The following is a 15,660-nucleotide window of genomic DNA, read 5'->3' on the forward strand; positions in this document are numbered from 1 at the left end:
TAGCTGGGCGGAAGTCAAGAGACGACCGAGGCCCGTTGCCGGAATGCGAAAGGACTCTCAATCCATGGCCAGTCCCTCCCGATCGCAGCCAGCCGATTCGAATGCGGCAGGGCGAGCGTCGGCCAACGCGACGGTCACGACGCTCAGCGAAGACGAGCTGAGCTCGGCCGCGCAGCGGGAGCGGCGTAAGCGAATTCTGGACGCGACCCTCGCACTGGCATCCAAGGGCGGTTACGACGCCGTACAGATGCGTGCGGTGGCCGAACGCGCCGATGTCGCCGTCGGGACGCTCTACCGGTATTTCCCGTCCAAGGTGCATTTGCTGGTCTCCGCGCTATCACGGGAATTCGAGCAGATCGAGGGCAAACGCAAGCCGCTTGCCGGACAGACGCCGAATGAGCGCATGCACCTGTTGCTGACCCAGATCACCCGGATGATGCAGCGCGATCCATTGCTCACCGAGGCGATGACCCGCGCATTCATGTTCGCCGACGCGTCGGCGGCCGCTGAGGTCGATCGGGTCGGCAAGGTGATGGATCGCGTCTTCGCCCGCGCCATGAACGACGGTGAACCCACCGAACGTCAGCTGGCGATCGCGCGCGTCATCAGTGACGTCTGGCTGTCCAATCTGGTGGCCTGGCTGACCAGGCGCGCATCGGCGACCGACGTCACCGAACGCCTCGAGCTGACCGTCGATCTGCTGCTCGGCGAAAATGGCGCCAAGTAGCAATCACCCGGCTCGACTACCAGCGCATACCAGGCAAATTCGGTATCGGAGGCCGGTGCGCGCGTCGTAATTTCGGTCACATCCACAGCTCACCGCGCCGTACGCATGGCGGCGCGCGGGGGAGGTGGGCGACCATTGCGTTAACGCAATACTGCGCACGCATGACGGCGCGCTTCGGTGCGGCAAATTCAACACAGTATTGTCACGCGTGCCCCTGAAAAAACTCCTCCGATCACTAGGTTGGATGCGTGAGCGCACAGGATCTGCCACTGGAACTTCGCCGTGCACTGTCGACGGTCGCGCGCGTGCCACGGCTTTTGGTCGCATCGGACTACGACGGGACTATCGCACCCATCGTGTCCGATCCGGCTAAGGCCTTTCCACACCGAGAATCGGTGAGCGCGCTACGAGCGCTCGCCGGTCTAACCGGAACGACCGCCGCCGTTATCTCCGGCCGCGCACTGCGGGATCTCGCCGCATTGTCGCGTCTGCCGGTCGAAGTACAACTGATCGGTAGTCATGGCTCGGAATTCGATGTGGGTTTCGTACACGCCATCGACAACGATGCCAAACAACTGCTGGTTGAAGTGCAGACGAGTCTGTCACAGATCGCCGCGGAGAATCCCGGTGCCAGCGTCGAGATCAAACCGGCCAGTGTCGCGCTGCATGTGCGCAATGCGAGTCCGGAAATCGGATTGCGCGCGCTGAAAGCGGTGCGGCTGGGTCCATCCTGCTGGGTCGGCGTACAGGTGACCGAGGGGAAATCCGTTATCGAACTCGCGGTGATCCAGACGGATAAGGGCGTCGCGCTCGATACCGTCCGGCACCAGGAGGGCGCATCGGCCGCGGTGTTCTTCGGTGATGACGTCACCGATGAAAAGGCCTTCCGCATGCTTTCCGGCCCCGATGTCGGCATCAAGGTCGGCGATGGCGAGAGCCTGGCCAAATACCGGGTGGACAGCACCGAGGCCGTCTCCTGGGCACTGGCCTTCCTGCTCGAGGAACGGCGCACCTGGCTGGCCGGTGCCAGCGCGCCGCGCATCGAGCGGCTGAGCATGCTGGCCAGTCCGCGCTCGGTGGCGCTGCTGACCCCCGACGCGACCGTCACCTGGTTCTGCCATCCGGAACCGGATTCGGCCGCGGTCTTCGCCCATCTGCTCGGCGGACCGCAGGCCGGCCACTTCACCATCGAACCGGAGCGGCCCGGCCTGCCGCTATCCCAGCGCTATATCGACGGCACCATGACCGTCGAAACCCGTTGGTCCAGTCTGCAAGTGGTCGACTATCTGCCGCACGACGTGGCACCGAACCGCACCGACCTGACCCGGGTGATCACCGGCGATGCCAGGGCCGTCGTAACCTTCGCGCCCCGACCGGAATTCGGCCAGGTGCCGGTGAGCATCGAATGCGAGCCGACCGGCCTACGCGTGCTCGGCACCAACGATCCGATGGTGCTGCGCTCCCCCGGCGTGCACTGGGAGATCCAGTCCGACGGTATGTACAGTTCGGCCCGCGCCGTCGTCGATCCGTCACGCGGCCCGATCGTGCTGGAAATGCGCTGCGGCACACAGGATCTCGCGCCGGCCATGAGCAGCGAGGCGGAGCGGCGCAAGGATGCCGAGGACTACTGGTCGAAGTGGGCGGCGAAACTGCAGCTGCCGCCGCTGAAGCCGGATCTGATGAAGCGCTCGGCACTCACCCTGCGCGGACTCGTGCACGCGCCGTCGGGTTCCATCCTGGCCGCGGCCACCACCTCGCTGCCGGAGGATATCGGCGGCGTGCGCAACTGGGACTACCGCTATTGCTGGCTGCGCGATGCCTCGCTGACCGCGCAGGCGCTGGTTTCGCTCGGCTCACTGACCGAGGCCGAGGAATTCCTCGGCTGGGTGCACCGGGTGCTGGAGACGCTGCCCGGTCCGGAACGTCTGCACCCGCTGTACACCCTCTACGGCGAGACGCTGCCCCCCGAGGCATCGATCGATCAGCTGCCCGGTTATGCGGGTTCGCGCCCGGTCCGCGTCGGCAACGCCGCGAATATGCAGGTGCAGCTGGACGTCTTCGGCCCGATCGTCGATCTCATCGCATCGCTGGCGCACGGCCGCGAGGCGAAGGGCCTGACCGATCCGGCCAAGGCACTGCCGGATGCCGACTGGGAACTGGTGCACGCCATGGTCTCCGCGGTGCAGCGGCGCTGGCAGGAACCCGACCACGGCATCTGGGAGATCCGCGGCAACCCGCGGCACCACGTGTACTCGAAGGTGATGGGCTGGCTGACCGTGGACCGGGCGATCACGCTGGCGCAGCGCTTCGAGCGTCAGATCGACCCGGCCTGGATCACGCTGCGCGAGACCATCGCCGATGAGGTGAAGACCAAGGGCTGGAACGACGAGGTCCAGTCCTACACCGCCGCCTACGACGGCACCGATCTGGATGCGGCCACCCTGCACATCGGCCTCAGCGGCCTGATCGAACCGTCGGATCCGCGCTTCGCGGCGACGGTGGTGGCCACCGAGGCGGAGCTGCGCAGCGGCTCGACCGTGTACCGGTACCACCACGACGACGGCCTGCCCGGCGGCGAGGGCGGGTTCCACCTGTGCGCGGCCTGGCTGGTCGAGGCGTATCTGCTGATCGGCAAGCGCTCGGACGCCGAGGCACTGTTCGCGCAGCTGATCGATGTCGCCGGACCGACCGGTCTGCTCAGCGAGGAGTACGACCCGGTCGCCGAGCGCTCACTCGGCAACCATCCGCAGGCCTACAGCCATCTCGGCCTGCTGCGTTGTGCACAGCTGCTGGGCAAGCCGGTGGAAGCGCTGGTCTGACGCGACCGTCGCATAGTTCCGGGCCCGCGAACCATCAATTCGCGGGCCCGGCCCATATCCGGCGCGAAGTGATGCGGCGAACACCGGCTCGTGCTGGGCGGGGGCTCCTGCTACAGTTCAAATGGTAACGATTTCCATTATGATCTAGAGCACGCTCAGATCTGCCGCATTGCCAGGAGTACCCCGCGCGTGAGCACACGAATTGCCCTCGGATTCGCCGGTATCGCCGTGGGGGTGGCCACCGCGCTGACACTCACCGCATGCGGAAGCTCGAAGGATTCGGATAAGCCGAATATCGTCGCGGCCACCAGCGTCTGGGGCAATATCGCCGCGACCATCGCGGGTCCGGACGCCTCGGTGACCTCGCTGATCACCGATCCCGCCGCCGATCCGCATTCGCATGAGACCTCGGCCGTGGAGTCGGCCAAGATCAGCGACGCCGATCTGGTCGTCTTCAATGGCGGCGGCTACGACGAATTCGTCGAGAAGGCGATCCGGGGCAAGCGCACCGTCGACGCGTTCGACTCCCGCGCCGATAAGAGCGATGAGAACGAGCATGTCTTCTACGACCCGCGCACGGTGAGCACGGTCGCCGATCGGATCGCGAGCGCCCTCGGCGAAATCGACTCCGCGCATGCCGCCGCCTACACCGACCGCGCCGCCGCGTTCAAGACCCAACTGAGCACGATCAGCGCGATCTCCAGCAAGATCGCCAGCGAGCACCCGAAAACCCCGGTGCTGCAGACCGAACCGCTGGCGCACTACCTGCTGGTCGCCGCCGGAACCGAGGATCTGACCCCGCACGAGTTCCAGGAAGCGATCGAGCAGGAGACCGATCCGGCCCCCGCCGCGGTCGCCGCCACGCGGGATCTGCTGACCGGCAAGAAGGTCCGCGCGCTGGTCTACAACATCCAGACCGAGGACAAGATCACCAAGGATCTACGCGCACTCGCGCAATCGAACGGTCTACCTATCGTCGAGGTGACCGAAACCCTCCCTGCCGGTATGGATTACATTCAGTGGCAGACCAAGAACGCCCAGGCACTGGCCGCGGCGCTGGCCTGACTGCATCATGACAGCATCGCGTAGCGATTCAATGAGGGGCGGTGGCCAGGTGACGGATGGGCCAACATCGCACAGCGATTCAATGAGAAGCGGTGGCCAGGTGACGGATGGGCCAACATCGCACAATGATTCGATGAGAAGCCTGGTGACCGGTGCGTCCATGGAAGCCGCGCCGACCACCGAGCAGCGACCGTCGGATACCCGCCCCATCGTCCACCTCGACGCCGCCAGCCTGACATTCGGCGAACGCACGCTCTGGCAGGGACTGGATCTCGAGGTTGCGCCCGGTGAATTCATCGCGATTCTCGGGCCGAACGGATCCGGCAAGACCTCGCTGCTGAAGGTGCTGCTCGGACAGCTCGCACTCAGCTCCGGCAGCGCCGATATCGCGGGCGGACCCGCACGCGCGGGCAACCCCGATATCGGCTACGTGCCACAACAGAAGACGATCGACGCCGGCGTCCAGCTGCGCGGGGTCGACCTGGTCGGGCTCGGTGTCGACGGGCACAACTGGGGCCTCGGACTGCGCCGCCGCGCCGAGCGCAAGCGCAAGGTCCGCGCCGCCATCGCCGATGTCGGCGCGGAGAAATTCGCCTATGCGCCACTGGAATCCATGTCCGGGGGCGAACAGCAGCGGCTGCGCGTGGCACAGGCGCTCGTCGGCGATCCCAAGGTGCTGCTCTGCGATGAACCGCTGCTCAGCCTGGACCTGGCGAATCAACGACTGGTATCCGAGCTGATCGATCGGCGCAGGCGAACCCACAACACCGCAGTGCTTTTCGTGACACACGAAATCAATCCGATTCTGCCGCTGGTGGATCGAGTGCTGTACCTGGTCGACGGAAAGTTCCGCATCGGCACCCCCGACGAGGTGATGACCTCGGCAGTCCTCTCGGAGCTGTACCGAACCGAGGTCGACGTGCTGCGAGTACGCGGCCGACTGGTCGTAGTCGGCACCGGCGACACCATGGACGCCCTCGGCGCCGCCGGAGCCCAACATTGCCACGGCGCAACCCTTTCCGATCCCGAACGGGTTGCTGTTACCCAGCGAGTCGCCGACACGCACTCCGTTGCCGACGCACAGCCGGTCCCCAACACCCAGCCAGTCGCCGACGCACAGCCGCTTGCCAATGGGCAGCCGGTTGCGCACCCGCCGCTGGTCGCCGTTGAGCGGCCGGTGGCGGATGGGCGGCCGGTCTCCGAAACACCGCCGAAGACGAGTGGGGTTCGTTCGTGATCGACAAGCTGTCGGACGTCATTTCGAAGATGTTCGACTTCTCCACTACCGCGAATCTGCTCTCCTACTCCTTCGTGCAGCAGGCGGTGCTCGCGGCCGCGCTGCTCGGACTGCTGGCCGGGGTGATCGGTCCATTGATCATCAGCAGGCAGATGTCCTTCGCGGTGCACGGCACCAGCGAGCTATCGCTGACCGGCGCGGCGGCCGCATTGCTCGCCGGAATCGGAGTCGGGCTGGGCGCGATCGTCGGCTCGGTGGTGGCGGCGGTGCTGTTCGGTCTGCTCGGAAGCAAAGCCAGAGAACGTGATTCGGTGATCGCGGTGGTGCTGTCGTTCGGACTCGGACTCTCGGTGCTGTTCCTGTGGCTCGGCCCCGAACGCGCCGGTTCGAAATTCTCGCTGCTCACCGGTCAGGTGGTGAGCGTCGGCTACAGCGGACTCGCCCTGCTGGTGACCTGCACCGTACTGGTGCTCGCCGTGCTCGCGGTGGTCTACCGGCCGCTGCTGTTCGCGAGCTCGGATCCCGAAGTGGCAGTCGCACGCGGGGTTCCGGTGCGGGCGCTTTCGGTGGTGTTCGCGGTCATGCTCGGCATCACCGCGGCCTTCGGCGTGCAGATCGTCGGGGCCTTGCTGGTCCTCGCGCTGCTCATCACCCCCGCCGCCGCAGCGGCACAGCTGACCGCGAATCCGGTGCGGACCACCGTGCTCGCGGTCGTCTTCGCCGAAACCGCCGCAGTAGGTGGCATCCTGCTATCCCTGGCCCCCGGCGTCCCCGTCTCCACCTTCGTCACCACCATCTCCTTCCTGATCTACCTGATCTGCCGAATCCTCGGCCCCCGCCGCCGCCAGGCCGCCCGCACCCACTGACCTCCCGCTCACCGACCCGGTGCCGCGCCCGGAGCCACCGGGAAAAGCCACGCACGACACCCCAGTCCATGCCGGACCGCACCCCGGCCGTCGACGCCAGGCCGCCCGCACCCACTGACCTCCCGCTCACCGACCCGGTGCCGCGCCCGGAGCCACCGGGAAAAGCCACGCACGACACCCCAGTCCATGCCGGACCGCACCCCGGCCGTCGACGCCAGGCCGCCCGCACCCCACTGACCTCCCGCTCACCGACCCGGTGCCGCGCCCGGAGCCACCGGGAAAGCCGCGCACGACACCCCCAGTGCATGCGCGGACTGCACCCCGGCCGTCGACGCCAGGCCGCCCGCTCCCGCTGCCCCGCTCCCCGGCCCCGAAGCCGTTGCTGTACGCGAATTGCCCGCTGGGCACAGAGCCTCCGGGGGAACCCACGCAACAGCAGGCCCCTACACGCGCAGACCACTCCCAGATCGGGTCACCGGCCAGGCAGCCCCACCCCTGACCTCCCGCTCACCGGACAGAGCAGCCGCGCGCGCAGTTACGCGCCGCGTGCAGAGTCACCGGGAAAGCCACGCGCGACACGCCAGTTCGCGGCCGCTCCCAGATCAGCCCGCCACCACCAGGCCGTCTGCGCCCGCTTGCAGCCCCGAACCCGGTTCCGTGCACAGAGCCCAGGGAAGCCACGCACGGCACACCAGTACGTGTGCGGCACGCCGCAATCGGCCCATCGCCGCCAGGCTGCCCACGCTCGCTGTATCGAAGCCGGTGCAGCGCACGCAGCTACGCACCACGCATGGAATTTCTGGACTATTCATGCGCGGCACGCCAAATCGGGTGCGGATACTCGGCGGACTGATGGCAGCGCAGAGGCCAGGTGCTCGCGCGGCGGCGGGCACCTGGCCGGTGGGTGGGATCAGGCGACGAGCAGGGCGATCAAGACGATGATCGAACCGCCGAACACGATGACGTGGCGCAGGTTCTGCAGGTAGGGCATTACCCAACGGGGGAAGGCGTTTTCGGCGGCGTCCAGGAAGCGCTCGACGTCGATGCGGGCCAGTTCCGGGTCGGCCTTGCGGGCGAAGGCTGCTCGGATGCTCTTGGCCGCGGTCAGGTTGCTGTACAGGATCACGCCATTGCCGAGCAGCACCAGCACCTGGAAGATCCAGGACAGCATCCGACCCCAATCGTTGCCCGCGACGTTCAACACGGCCAGGGTGGTCATCACCAGTGCGATACCGACGGGTGCCCAGGTCTCGTGGCCGCCCGCGTCGAACCGCATACCGTTCTCCTCGAGGACGGCGGGCCGCACACCCTGACGGGTCAGCTCGGCATCGGCGGCGGCCTTGGCGGCGGCTCCGTACCGGTGCCGCACCAGCGGAATGCTGACGAAGGCGAGGGCGATCAGCAGCTGGGCGACGGCAGCGACGGTCATCATGGCGGTTTCTCCTCAGCGGGTTGTTCATCCGAGGGCCGGTGCGGCTCCCCGTGCTCGATGACCAAACGATCGCCTGCGGCGCTGACAGCGCGCTGACACCTCCGCCACCCCCGCTGACACCGTTATCAGCGCAGGTCAGTAAGGCCCTTACGGCGACAAGCCGGAGTTTGATGGCAGCCGCCGTCAGTCAGTAGCCCCCGATTTCGTATGCTCGACCCACGCGCCCCGTCGAACGAATGGTGACCAATGATCGACTTCACGATTCCCGCCGAACTCGCCGCCGAACGCGACCGGGTCCGCCGGTTCGTCATCGACAAGATCGTCCCCTTCGAGCGCGACCCGCGCGTCACCTCACACGGCCCCACCGATGAACTGCGCCAGGAACTCGTCGAGCTGGCGCGCGCGGAGAAGTTGCTGACCGTGCAGGCTCCGGAAGCACTCGGCGGGCGGGGTCTCACCCATATCGAGCAGGCCGTGATCTACGAGGCCGCGGGCTGGTCCACCCTCGGCCCGGTCGCAATGAACTGCGCCGCACCGGATGAGGGCAATATGTTCCTGCTCTCCAAGATCGCCGATCCCGAGCAGGTCGAGCGCCACCTCGCACCCGCGGTCGCCGGTCACCGGCGCACCGTCTTCGCCATGACCGAACCGGACGGCGCGGGTTCGGATCCGAATCAGCTGGCCACCGAGGCCGTCTTCGACGGCGAGAATTTCACCATCAACGGCCGCAAATGGCTCATCACCGGCGCCGACGGCGCCAAGAGCTGGATCATCATGGCCCGGGTCGCGCCGAACCCGCATCTGCCCGAGGGCCCGACACTGTTCCTGACCGAGGGCGATCAGTCCGGCATCATTATCGAACGCACCATGAACACCATGGATCGCAACTACGTCGGCGGCCACGGCGTCGTGCGCTTCGAGAATCTGATGCTGCCCAAGTCGGCGCTGCTCGGGGAGACCGGCCAAGCGCTGCGCTATGCCCAGCTGCGGCTCGCCCCGGCCCGGCTCACCCACTGCATGCGCTGGCTCGGCGCGGCCGAACGCGCGCAGTCCATCGCGGTCGAATACGCCAAGACTCGGACCGCCTTCGGCAAGCCGATCGGCGACCACGAGGGCGTATCGTTCATGCTCGCCGATAACGCGATCGCGCTGCACCAGTGCCGCCTCACCATCTGGCATGCCTGCTGGCTGATGGACCAGGGCGAGAAGGCCAGGCATGAGAGCTCGATCGCGAAGGCGTTCGTCTCCGAAGAACTGTTCAAGGTCACCGACCGCTGTGTTCAGGTGCTCGGCGGCATCGGCATCAGCGATGAAACGGTGGTCGAAATGATCTTCCGCAATATGCGCGCCTTCCGCCTCTACGATGGCCCGACCGAGGTCCACAAGTACGCGATCGGCCGCCATGTGCTCCGCTGAATCTGCAGCGCCTGCGGCGCTGCGTGTTCGCGCCCCCGAATAATCAGCATCGCGTAGCGATTCGATGAGGGGTGGTGGTCGGGCGACGGGTGGGCCTTGCGGGGCCGCGAACGGTCGCTCGTAGGACTCGCTCCGCGGGGGTGACCGGTGCTTGCTCGGCGTCCTTCGGGCCGAGCCCACCGGTGTCTTGGTCGGCTAACATGCCTGGCATGAGTTCGGAACTGCTCGTCGATGTCTCCGCGGGCATCGCCGTCCTCACGCTCAACCGACCCGCTCAGCAAAATGCCGTCACCCCGGCCATGGCCGCCGAACTGAGTGCGGCGCTGCAGCGCTGCGATGCCGAGGATGCGATCCGCGCGGTCGTCATCACCGGTACGGCACCCGCTTTCTGCGCGGGTGCGGATCTGTCCAGCCGGGTCGGCGATGTCAGCGCCACCATCGATCCACCGCCGTGGCGGGTGCGCAAACCGGTGATCGCGGCGGTGAACGGCCATGCGGTCGGCATCGGACTGGCGCTGGCCCTGCAATGCGACCTGCGCTACATGGCGCGTGACGCGGTATACGGCCTCAATCAGGTGCGCCGCGGCGTAGTCGCCGACGGCTACGCACACTGGACGCTGCCGCGGCTGGCCGGTATGGCCAATGCCGCCGACATCATGCTGACCGGCCGCACCTTCGACGGCGAGGAGGCCAAGGCCATGGGCCTGGCCAATGGCTGCCTGCCCGGGGGTGAGGTGTTGCCGACGGCGCTGGCCATCGCCCATGACATCGCGAACGGTGCGGCGCCGCTGCCGGTCGCGCTGTCGAAACGGCTGCTATGGGAGGGCTTGGGCATGAGCCCGGGGATGGTCGGACAGTTGGAAACCGACATGAACAACCACGTCACCAAGAGCATCGACGGCGGCGAGGCAATGGCGGCCTTCCGAGATCGCCGCCAGCCCAACTGGACCGGCAGTATCAGCGAGGAATGGCCCGCCTGGGACAGCAAGGGCGAATCCGAACGTCCCAGCCTGGATTGATCCCTGGCGTCTAGGCCCGGCCGCCGATCAGGATCAGTAGGAAGATGATCGCCATACAGACCATCAAAAGCGTGGCGACGATGCCGAGAACGTAACCGACGAGCACCTGAGCGCGGCCGCCGTAGCCACCGTGCGATTGCTCGATCTGGTCGAGCGCACGTCTGCCGAGCGCCCAGGCCACCGGCCCCAGCGCGCCGCAGCAGAACAGACTCACCGCGCCGAGCGCCAGCACTGCCGTCGCATGCGGATGCTCGATCGTCTCCTGAGGAGCCTGGTTCGGGATGGCCACGAGTCGAATTCTACGGGGCGCGAGCCGATTTGCCGTCCAACCCGATCCCCCGATTCGCAAACCGCAGCAGCGGCTACGGCCGGGCCGCGCACGCCCTGCCGAGCCCGATCGTCATCAAGGGACGTATGCGGTGTGCTCAGACACGGCGCTGACGGGCGATTTCGGAGAGGACGACGCCCGCGGCTACGGAGGCGTTCAGGGATTCGACCGGACCGGCCATGGGGATGCTGAGGATGGAATCGCAGGTCTCGCGGACCAGACGGGACAGGCCCTTGCCCTCCGAACCCACCACGATCACAGTCGGGATGCTGCCGTCGAAATCGTCGAGGGTGGTGTCGCCACCCGCATCGAGGCCGACGATCTGGAAGCCCTGCGACGCCCAATCCTTCAGCGTGCGAGTCAGATTCGTCGCGCGGGCGACCGGAAGCCGGGCCGCGGCACCGGCGCTGGTCCGCCAGGCGACCGCGGTGACGCTGGCGCTGCGCCGCTGCGGAATCAGCACGCCCTGGCCACCGAAGGCGGCCACCGAGCGGATAACCGCACCGAGGTTGCGCGGATCGGAGATATTGTCCAACGCGACCAGCAGGGCGGGTTCGGCCGAATCCCGTACCCGCACAACCAGATCATCCGGGTGGGCATACCGGTACGGCGGCACCTGCAATCCCACACCCTGATGCAATCCGTTGGCGCTCAACCGATCCAGATCGGTGCGCGGCACCTCCAGAATGGAGATGCCCGCATCGGCAGCCATTTTCACGCTCTCGGTGAGCCGATCGTCGTTTTCGGTGCCGACCGCGACGTACAGCGCGGTCGCCGGCACACCGGCACGCAGACATTCGACAACCGGATTGCGGCCGAGCACCATCTCCGGACCGTCGTCGCTCTTGCGCCCGGCCGGACGACCACCGCCGCCGCGCTGGCTCGGCCGACCCTGGGTCGCGGCCTTCGCCTTGGCCGCCGCCCGCTTGGCCGCGGGATGTTTGGTCCTGGCCTCGGCGGGCGGGGTCGCGCCGCGCGGTTCGAGTCCGCGCCTGCGCTGCCCACCGGAGCCGACGACGGCGCCCTTCTTGGTGCTGCCCTTACGGATCGCACCGCGACGCTGTGAGTTGCCTGCCATCAGTTCGCCTTTCCACGCTGTACCGCACCCGGCGAATGCTGCGCCGCGCCCAGGGACCATTCCGGCCCCTGTGGGGTATCGGTCACTTCGACTCCGGCGGCCTGCAACCGGTCCCGCACCGCGTCGGCGCTGGGCCAGTCCTTATCGGCGCGCGCCTGCTGGCGGCGCTCGAGTTCGGCGCGCACCAGCACGTCCAATGCGTCCAGCGCGACCGAATTGTCCTGCGGGGTGTACCACTGCGGGTCGAACGGGCAGACGCCGAGGATATTCAGCATGGCCCTGACCTGTCCGGCCAGCTCGACCGCGGTATCGATGGCGCCCGACTCCAGCGCCTTATTGCCCTCGTGCACCACCCGGTGCACCTCGGCCAGGGCCCGCGGAATCGCCAGATCGTCGTCGATCGCCTCGGCGAACGCATCGGTCCACTTGCCGACCGCGATCTCCCCGGCCCGCTCGGCCACCCGGTGTATGAACGCCTCGATCCGCTGGTAGGAGGCCGCGGCGTCGTACAGCGCCTTATCCGAATACTCCAGCATGGACCGGTAGTGCGCGCTGCCGAGGTAGAACCGAAGTTCAACGGCCCGAACCTTTTTCAGCACATTCGGCACCGAGAGCACATTGCCGAGCGATTTGGACATCTTCTCGCCGCCCATGGTCACCCAGCCGTTGTGCAACCAATACCGCGCGAATCCATCACCGGCCGCCTTGGACTGGGCGATTTCGTTCTCGTGGTGCGGGAAGATCAGATCCATTCCGCCGCAATGGATATCGAATTCGGCGCCGAGGTAGAACTCGGCCATTGCCGAGCATTCCAGATGCCAGCCGGGCCGCCCCGGCCCCCACGGCGACGGCCAGGTCGGCTCACCCGGTTTGGCGGCCTTCCACAGCGTGAAGTCACGCGGATCGCGCTTGCCCTCGCCCGCACTCTCGCCCTGGTGCACGTCATCGAGCCGGTGCCCGGACAGGCTCCCGTATTCCGGATAGCTGACCACATCGAAATAGACATTGCCCGCCGAGGCGTAGGCGTGCCCGCGGTCGATCAACCGCTGCATCAGGTCGACCATCTGGGTGATGTGGCCGGTCGCGCGCGGTTCCGCCGAGGGCGGCAGCACGCCGAGGGTTTGATAGGCCCGGTCGAAGGCGCGCTCATAGGTGGCCGCCCACTCCCACCAGGGTCGACCCGCCTCGGCGGCCTTGGTGAGGATCTTGTCCTCGATATCGGTGACATTGCGGATGAACAACACGTCGTAGTCGTGCGCGAGCAGCCAGCGCCGCAGCACGTCGAACGCGACTCCGCTGCGCACGTGGCCGATATGCGGTTCACCCTGCACGGTGGCGCCACACAGGTACACCGAGGCACGGCCGGGGACCAGGGGCGCGAAGTCGCGCATGGTCCGCGTGTCGGTGTCAAAAAGGCGCAGAGTCACGGAAGTCGATCCTAGCTGGTATATAAGGCCGTTCACGGAGCGGCTCGGGTCGGCGAGGGCTGGCTCAGCGACACGCTTGTAGCAGGGCGGTAGCCACCGCGGCCACACCCTCGCCGCGGCCGGTCAACCCGAGGCCGTCGGTTGTGGTGCCCGACACCGAGATCGGGGCGCCGAGCAGTCCGCCGAGTACCTCTTGGGCCTCGGCGCGACGCGGTCCGATTTTCGGCCGATTGCCGATTACCTGGACCGCGGCGTTGACGATTTCGAAGCCGGCCTCGTCAAGGAGCCTACGCACTTCCTTCAGCATGGCCGCGCCGGATACACCGGCCCATTCCGGGCGTCCGGTGCCGAAGACCGCGCCGACATCGCCGAGTCCGGCCGCGGAGAGCAGCGCATCGCAGAGCGCGTGCGCGGCGACATCGCCGTCGGAGTGGCCGGCGCAGCCGTCGTCACCGTCGAAGAGCAGGCCCGCCATCCAGCACGGCCTGCCCGCTTCGATGGGATGGACATCACTGCCGATGCCGACGCGCATAGTCATGACCGGCCCAGCGTCCGTGCGCCGTCGAGTACCGCATTGGCCAGCAGCAGGTCGAGCCGGGTGGTGATCTTGAAAGCCATGGGGTCGCCGGGGATGGTGAGCACCCGGGTGCCGAGCAGTTCGACGAGTCCGGCATCGTCGGTGGCCCGCAGCGTCTCATCGGCGTAGGCCGCGCGCAGCAATTCGGCGGCGAAACCCTGCGGCGTCTGAATGGCACGCAGGCTCGCCCGATCGGGAGTGCCGGTGACACCGCCATGCGTGTCGACGGACTTGATGGTGTCGACCACGGGCAGTGCGGGCACGACGGCGGTGGCACCGGCGCGCAGTTCGGCGACCACCCGGGCGATCAGCTCGGGTGGGGTCAATGCGCGGGCGGCGTCGTGCACCAGGAAATAGGCGGCGTCGGGGGCAGCGGCGATACCCGAACGCACCGAATCGGTGCGCTCGGCGCCGCCGATGACCACACGCACCGACTCCGAGGGCGGCAGCAGGGCAACGGCGCTCTCGACGAGTTCGGCGGGGACGATCACGATGATCCGGTCGACCGCCCCGGAGGCGATCAGGCCGTCGACGGCCAGCCGGACCATAGGTGTGCCGCCGACCGCGACGAACGCTTTGGGTGTCGATTCACCCAGGCGAACGCCACGACCGGCGGCAGGCACCAACGCAACGACGGAACCGTCGCTGTTAGAAACGTTCACGGTCAGGAGGCCGCGGCGAGAACCTCATCGAGGAGCGACTCGGCCTTGCCGTCATCGGTCCCCTCGGCGAGCGCGAGCTCACCGACGAGGATCTGACGGGCCTTGGCCAGCATCCGCTTCTCACCCGCGGACAGGCCGCGGTCCTGCTCCCGACGCCACAGGTCGCGAACGACCTCGGCCACCTTGTTCACATCGCCGGAGGCGAGCTTCTCCAGGTTGGCCTTGTAGCGGCGAGACCAGTTAGTCGGTTCTTCGGTGTGCGGCGCACGCAGCACTTGGAAGACTCGGTCGAGACCCTCCTGGCCGACGACATCTCGCACGCCGACATATTCGGCGTTCTCTGCGGGAACGCGAACAGTCAGGTCACCTTGGGCGACCTTCAGGACCAGATACTCTTTTTGCTCACCCTTGATGGTGCGAGTCTCGATTGCTTCGATCAGCGCCGCTCCGTGGTGGGGGTAAACGACGGTGTCTCCGACCTTAAAAATCATGTGTCCCGTGCCCCTTTCGATGTTCACAGTTTAACATGCGACTCGGTAACGGCGCGATCAACTGTGCAGGTCAGGGCCACAACGAGCCGACCGCCGGGGTTGACAGAACCGGTGCGGTGTGCATTGTGTTGTGCCAGAACGGGTTATCGACCGGCATGCTTACCACACGAGCCGATCGATAAGCCCAGCAGCACCTTGGCAACTCGGCGCGCCGGATAAACCGTTACCCAACGGATGCGATGCCCCGGAGTGTCCCGACCGCGTAGCCAGAACCACACGGAGCGCTGTCACGAGCGACGTTCGCGGCGCGTGTCGCGTCGAGTCGTCGAAGCGCATGCACCGCAGGCGCGAGGCCCCGGCCGCCGGGGGGCGGCGCACCTCCGACACGCGCTACCCGCCCTGGGCGACCCACCACGGAGCGAGTCAACGACCACGGCATCGACGCGCTGCGGTATGCGGTGATCACCACCGAGCGGTTGTGGCGTCCGTTGATCGGATTCGATGAGGTGCCCGATG

General features: G+C 67.1%; 13 protein-coding genes and 1 pseudogene. 7 read left to right on the forward strand and 7 right to left on the reverse strand.

All coding sequences use genetic code 11. The features are described 5' to 3' along the window. Positions 1-64: 64 nt before the first annotated feature. The 5 genes and pseudogenes from kstR to ACWEO2_RS09135 all read left to right on the forward strand — a co-directional run bounded on the left by kstR (position 65) and on the right by ACWEO2_RS09135 (position 6,714). The gene (gene kstR, locus ACWEO2_RS09115; protein WP_354958534.1) at positions 65-727 is read left to right on the forward strand and encodes a cholesterol catabolism transcriptional regulator KstR; all 663 of its coding nucleotides are present in this window, start codon (positions 65-67) and stop codon (positions 725-727) included. A 248-nt stretch (positions 728-975) separates the two neighbouring features. Continuing rightward, positions 976-3,546, forward strand: coding sequence for a trehalose-phosphatase (gene otsB, locus ACWEO2_RS09120; protein ID WP_452404824.1), 2,571 nt, complete (start codon positions 976-978; stop codon positions 3,544-3,546). Between the two features lie 189 nt (positions 3,547-3,735). Further along, positions 3,736-4,611 carry a metal ABC transporter solute-binding protein, Zn/Mn family gene (locus ACWEO2_RS09125; RefSeq protein WP_452404825.1) on the forward strand — a complete coding sequence of 292 codons (876 nt, stop codon included), beginning with the start codon at positions 3,736-3,738 and terminating at the stop codon, positions 4,609-4,611. 160 nt (positions 4,612-4,771) lie between these two features. Beyond that, a pseudogene (locus tag ACWEO2_RS09130) lies at positions 4,772-5,602 on the forward strand (metal ABC transporter ATP-binding protein); the annotation flags it as partial. Positions 5,603-5,877: 275 nt separating this feature from the next. Next, positions 5,878-6,714, forward strand: coding sequence for a metal ABC transporter permease (locus ACWEO2_RS09135; RefSeq protein ID WP_452404851.1), 837 nt, complete (start codon positions 5,878-5,880; stop codon positions 6,712-6,714). Between the two features lie 910 nt (positions 6,715-7,624). On the opposite strand, the gene ACWEO2_RS09140 is transcribed toward ACWEO2_RS09135, so the two are convergent. Beyond that, positions 7,625-8,146 carry a hypothetical protein gene (locus ACWEO2_RS09140; protein WP_452404826.1) on the reverse strand — a complete coding sequence of 174 codons (522 nt, stop codon included), beginning with the start codon at positions 8,144-8,146 and terminating at the stop codon, positions 7,625-7,627. A 246-nt stretch (positions 8,147-8,392) separates the two neighbouring features. On the opposite strand from ACWEO2_RS09140, the gene ACWEO2_RS09145 reads away from it, so the two are divergent. Together ACWEO2_RS09145 and ACWEO2_RS09150 are read left to right on the forward strand one after the other, a co-directional pair. Beyond that, positions 8,393-9,562, forward strand: coding sequence for an acyl-CoA dehydrogenase family protein (locus tag ACWEO2_RS09145; RefSeq protein WP_452404827.1), 1,170 nt, complete (start codon positions 8,393-8,395; stop codon positions 9,560-9,562). A 209-nt stretch (positions 9,563-9,771) separates the two neighbouring features. Next, positions 9,772-10,581, forward strand: a complete 810-nt coding sequence (locus ACWEO2_RS09150) for an enoyl-CoA hydratase/isomerase family protein (RefSeq protein ID WP_452404828.1) — start codon at positions 9,772-9,774, stop codon at positions 10,579-10,581. Between the two features lie 10 nt (positions 10,582-10,591). Here ACWEO2_RS09150 and ACWEO2_RS09155 read toward each other — a convergent pair whose 3' ends face one another. The 6 genes from ACWEO2_RS09155 to carD form a co-directional block, all read right to left on the reverse strand. Then, complete coding sequence (locus tag ACWEO2_RS09155) at positions 10,592-10,870, reverse strand: DUF4190 domain-containing protein (RefSeq protein WP_452404829.1); 279 nt, start codon at positions 10,868-10,870, stop codon at positions 10,592-10,594. Between the two features lie 136 nt (positions 10,871-11,006). Further along, positions 11,007-11,987, reverse strand: a complete 981-nt coding sequence (gene rlmB / locus ACWEO2_RS09160) for a 23S rRNA (guanosine(2251)-2'-O)-methyltransferase RlmB (protein WP_452404830.1) — start codon at positions 11,985-11,987, stop codon at positions 11,007-11,009. After that, on the reverse strand, positions 11,987-13,414 hold the full coding sequence (gene cysS / locus ACWEO2_RS09165; protein WP_452404831.1) for a cysteine--tRNA ligase: 1,428 nt from the start codon (positions 13,412-13,414) through the stop codon (positions 11,987-11,989). The genes rlmB and cysS overlap by 1 nt, the downstream gene beginning before the upstream one ends. A gap of 64 nt (positions 13,415-13,478) precedes the next feature. Then, positions 13,479-13,946 carry a 2-C-methyl-D-erythritol 2,4-cyclodiphosphate synthase gene (ispF, locus tag ACWEO2_RS09170; RefSeq protein WP_354959966.1) on the reverse strand — a complete coding sequence of 156 codons (468 nt, stop codon included), beginning with the start codon at positions 13,944-13,946 and terminating at the stop codon, positions 13,479-13,481. A 2-nt stretch (positions 13,947-13,948) separates the two neighbouring features. After that, on the reverse strand, positions 13,949-14,653 hold the full coding sequence (gene ispD / locus ACWEO2_RS09175) for a 2-C-methyl-D-erythritol 4-phosphate cytidylyltransferase (protein ID WP_452404832.1): 705 nt from the start codon (positions 14,651-14,653) through the stop codon (positions 13,949-13,951). Between the two features lie 2 nt (positions 14,654-14,655). Further along, positions 14,656-15,144 (reverse strand): RNA polymerase-binding transcription factor CarD, encoded by a 489-nt coding sequence (carD, locus tag ACWEO2_RS09180; RefSeq protein WP_354959943.1) that lies wholly within the window; start codon positions 15,142-15,144, stop codon positions 14,656-14,658. Positions 15,145-15,660 lie beyond the last annotated feature (516 nt).

The organism is Nocardia sp. NPDC004278 (genome assembly GCF_053602975.1).

Excerpts from the sequence above, each read along its gene's own strand:
- kstR (WP_354958534.1), top strand. The coding sequence starts at position 65 with ATGGCCAGTCCCTCCCGATCGCAGCCAGCCGATTCGAATGCGGCAGGG.
- ACWEO2_RS09135 (WP_452404851.1), top strand. The coding sequence starts at position 5,878 with ATGTTCGACTTCTCCACTACCGCGAATCTGCTCTCCTACTCCTTCGTG.
- ACWEO2_RS09140 (WP_452404826.1), bottom strand. The coding sequence starts at position 8,146 with ATGATGACCGTCGCTGCCGTCGCCCAGCTGCTGATCGCCCTCGCCTTC.
- ACWEO2_RS09145 (WP_452404827.1), top strand. The coding sequence starts at position 8,393 with ATGATCGACTTCACGATTCCCGCCGAACTCGCCGCCGAACGCGACCGG.
- ACWEO2_RS09150 (WP_452404828.1), top strand. The coding sequence starts at position 9,772 with ATGAGTTCGGAACTGCTCGTCGATGTCTCCGCGGGCATCGCCGTCCTC.
- rlmB (WP_452404830.1), bottom strand. The coding sequence starts at position 11,987 with ATGGCAGGCAACTCACAGCGTCGCGGTGCGATCCGTAAGGGCAGCACC.
- ispF (WP_354959966.1), bottom strand. The coding sequence starts at position 13,946 with ATGCGCGTCGGCATCGGCAGTGATGTCCATCCCATCGAAGCGGGCAGG.
- carD (WP_354959943.1), bottom strand. The coding sequence starts at position 15,144 with ATGATTTTTAAGGTCGGAGACACCGTCGTTTACCCCCACCACGGAGCG.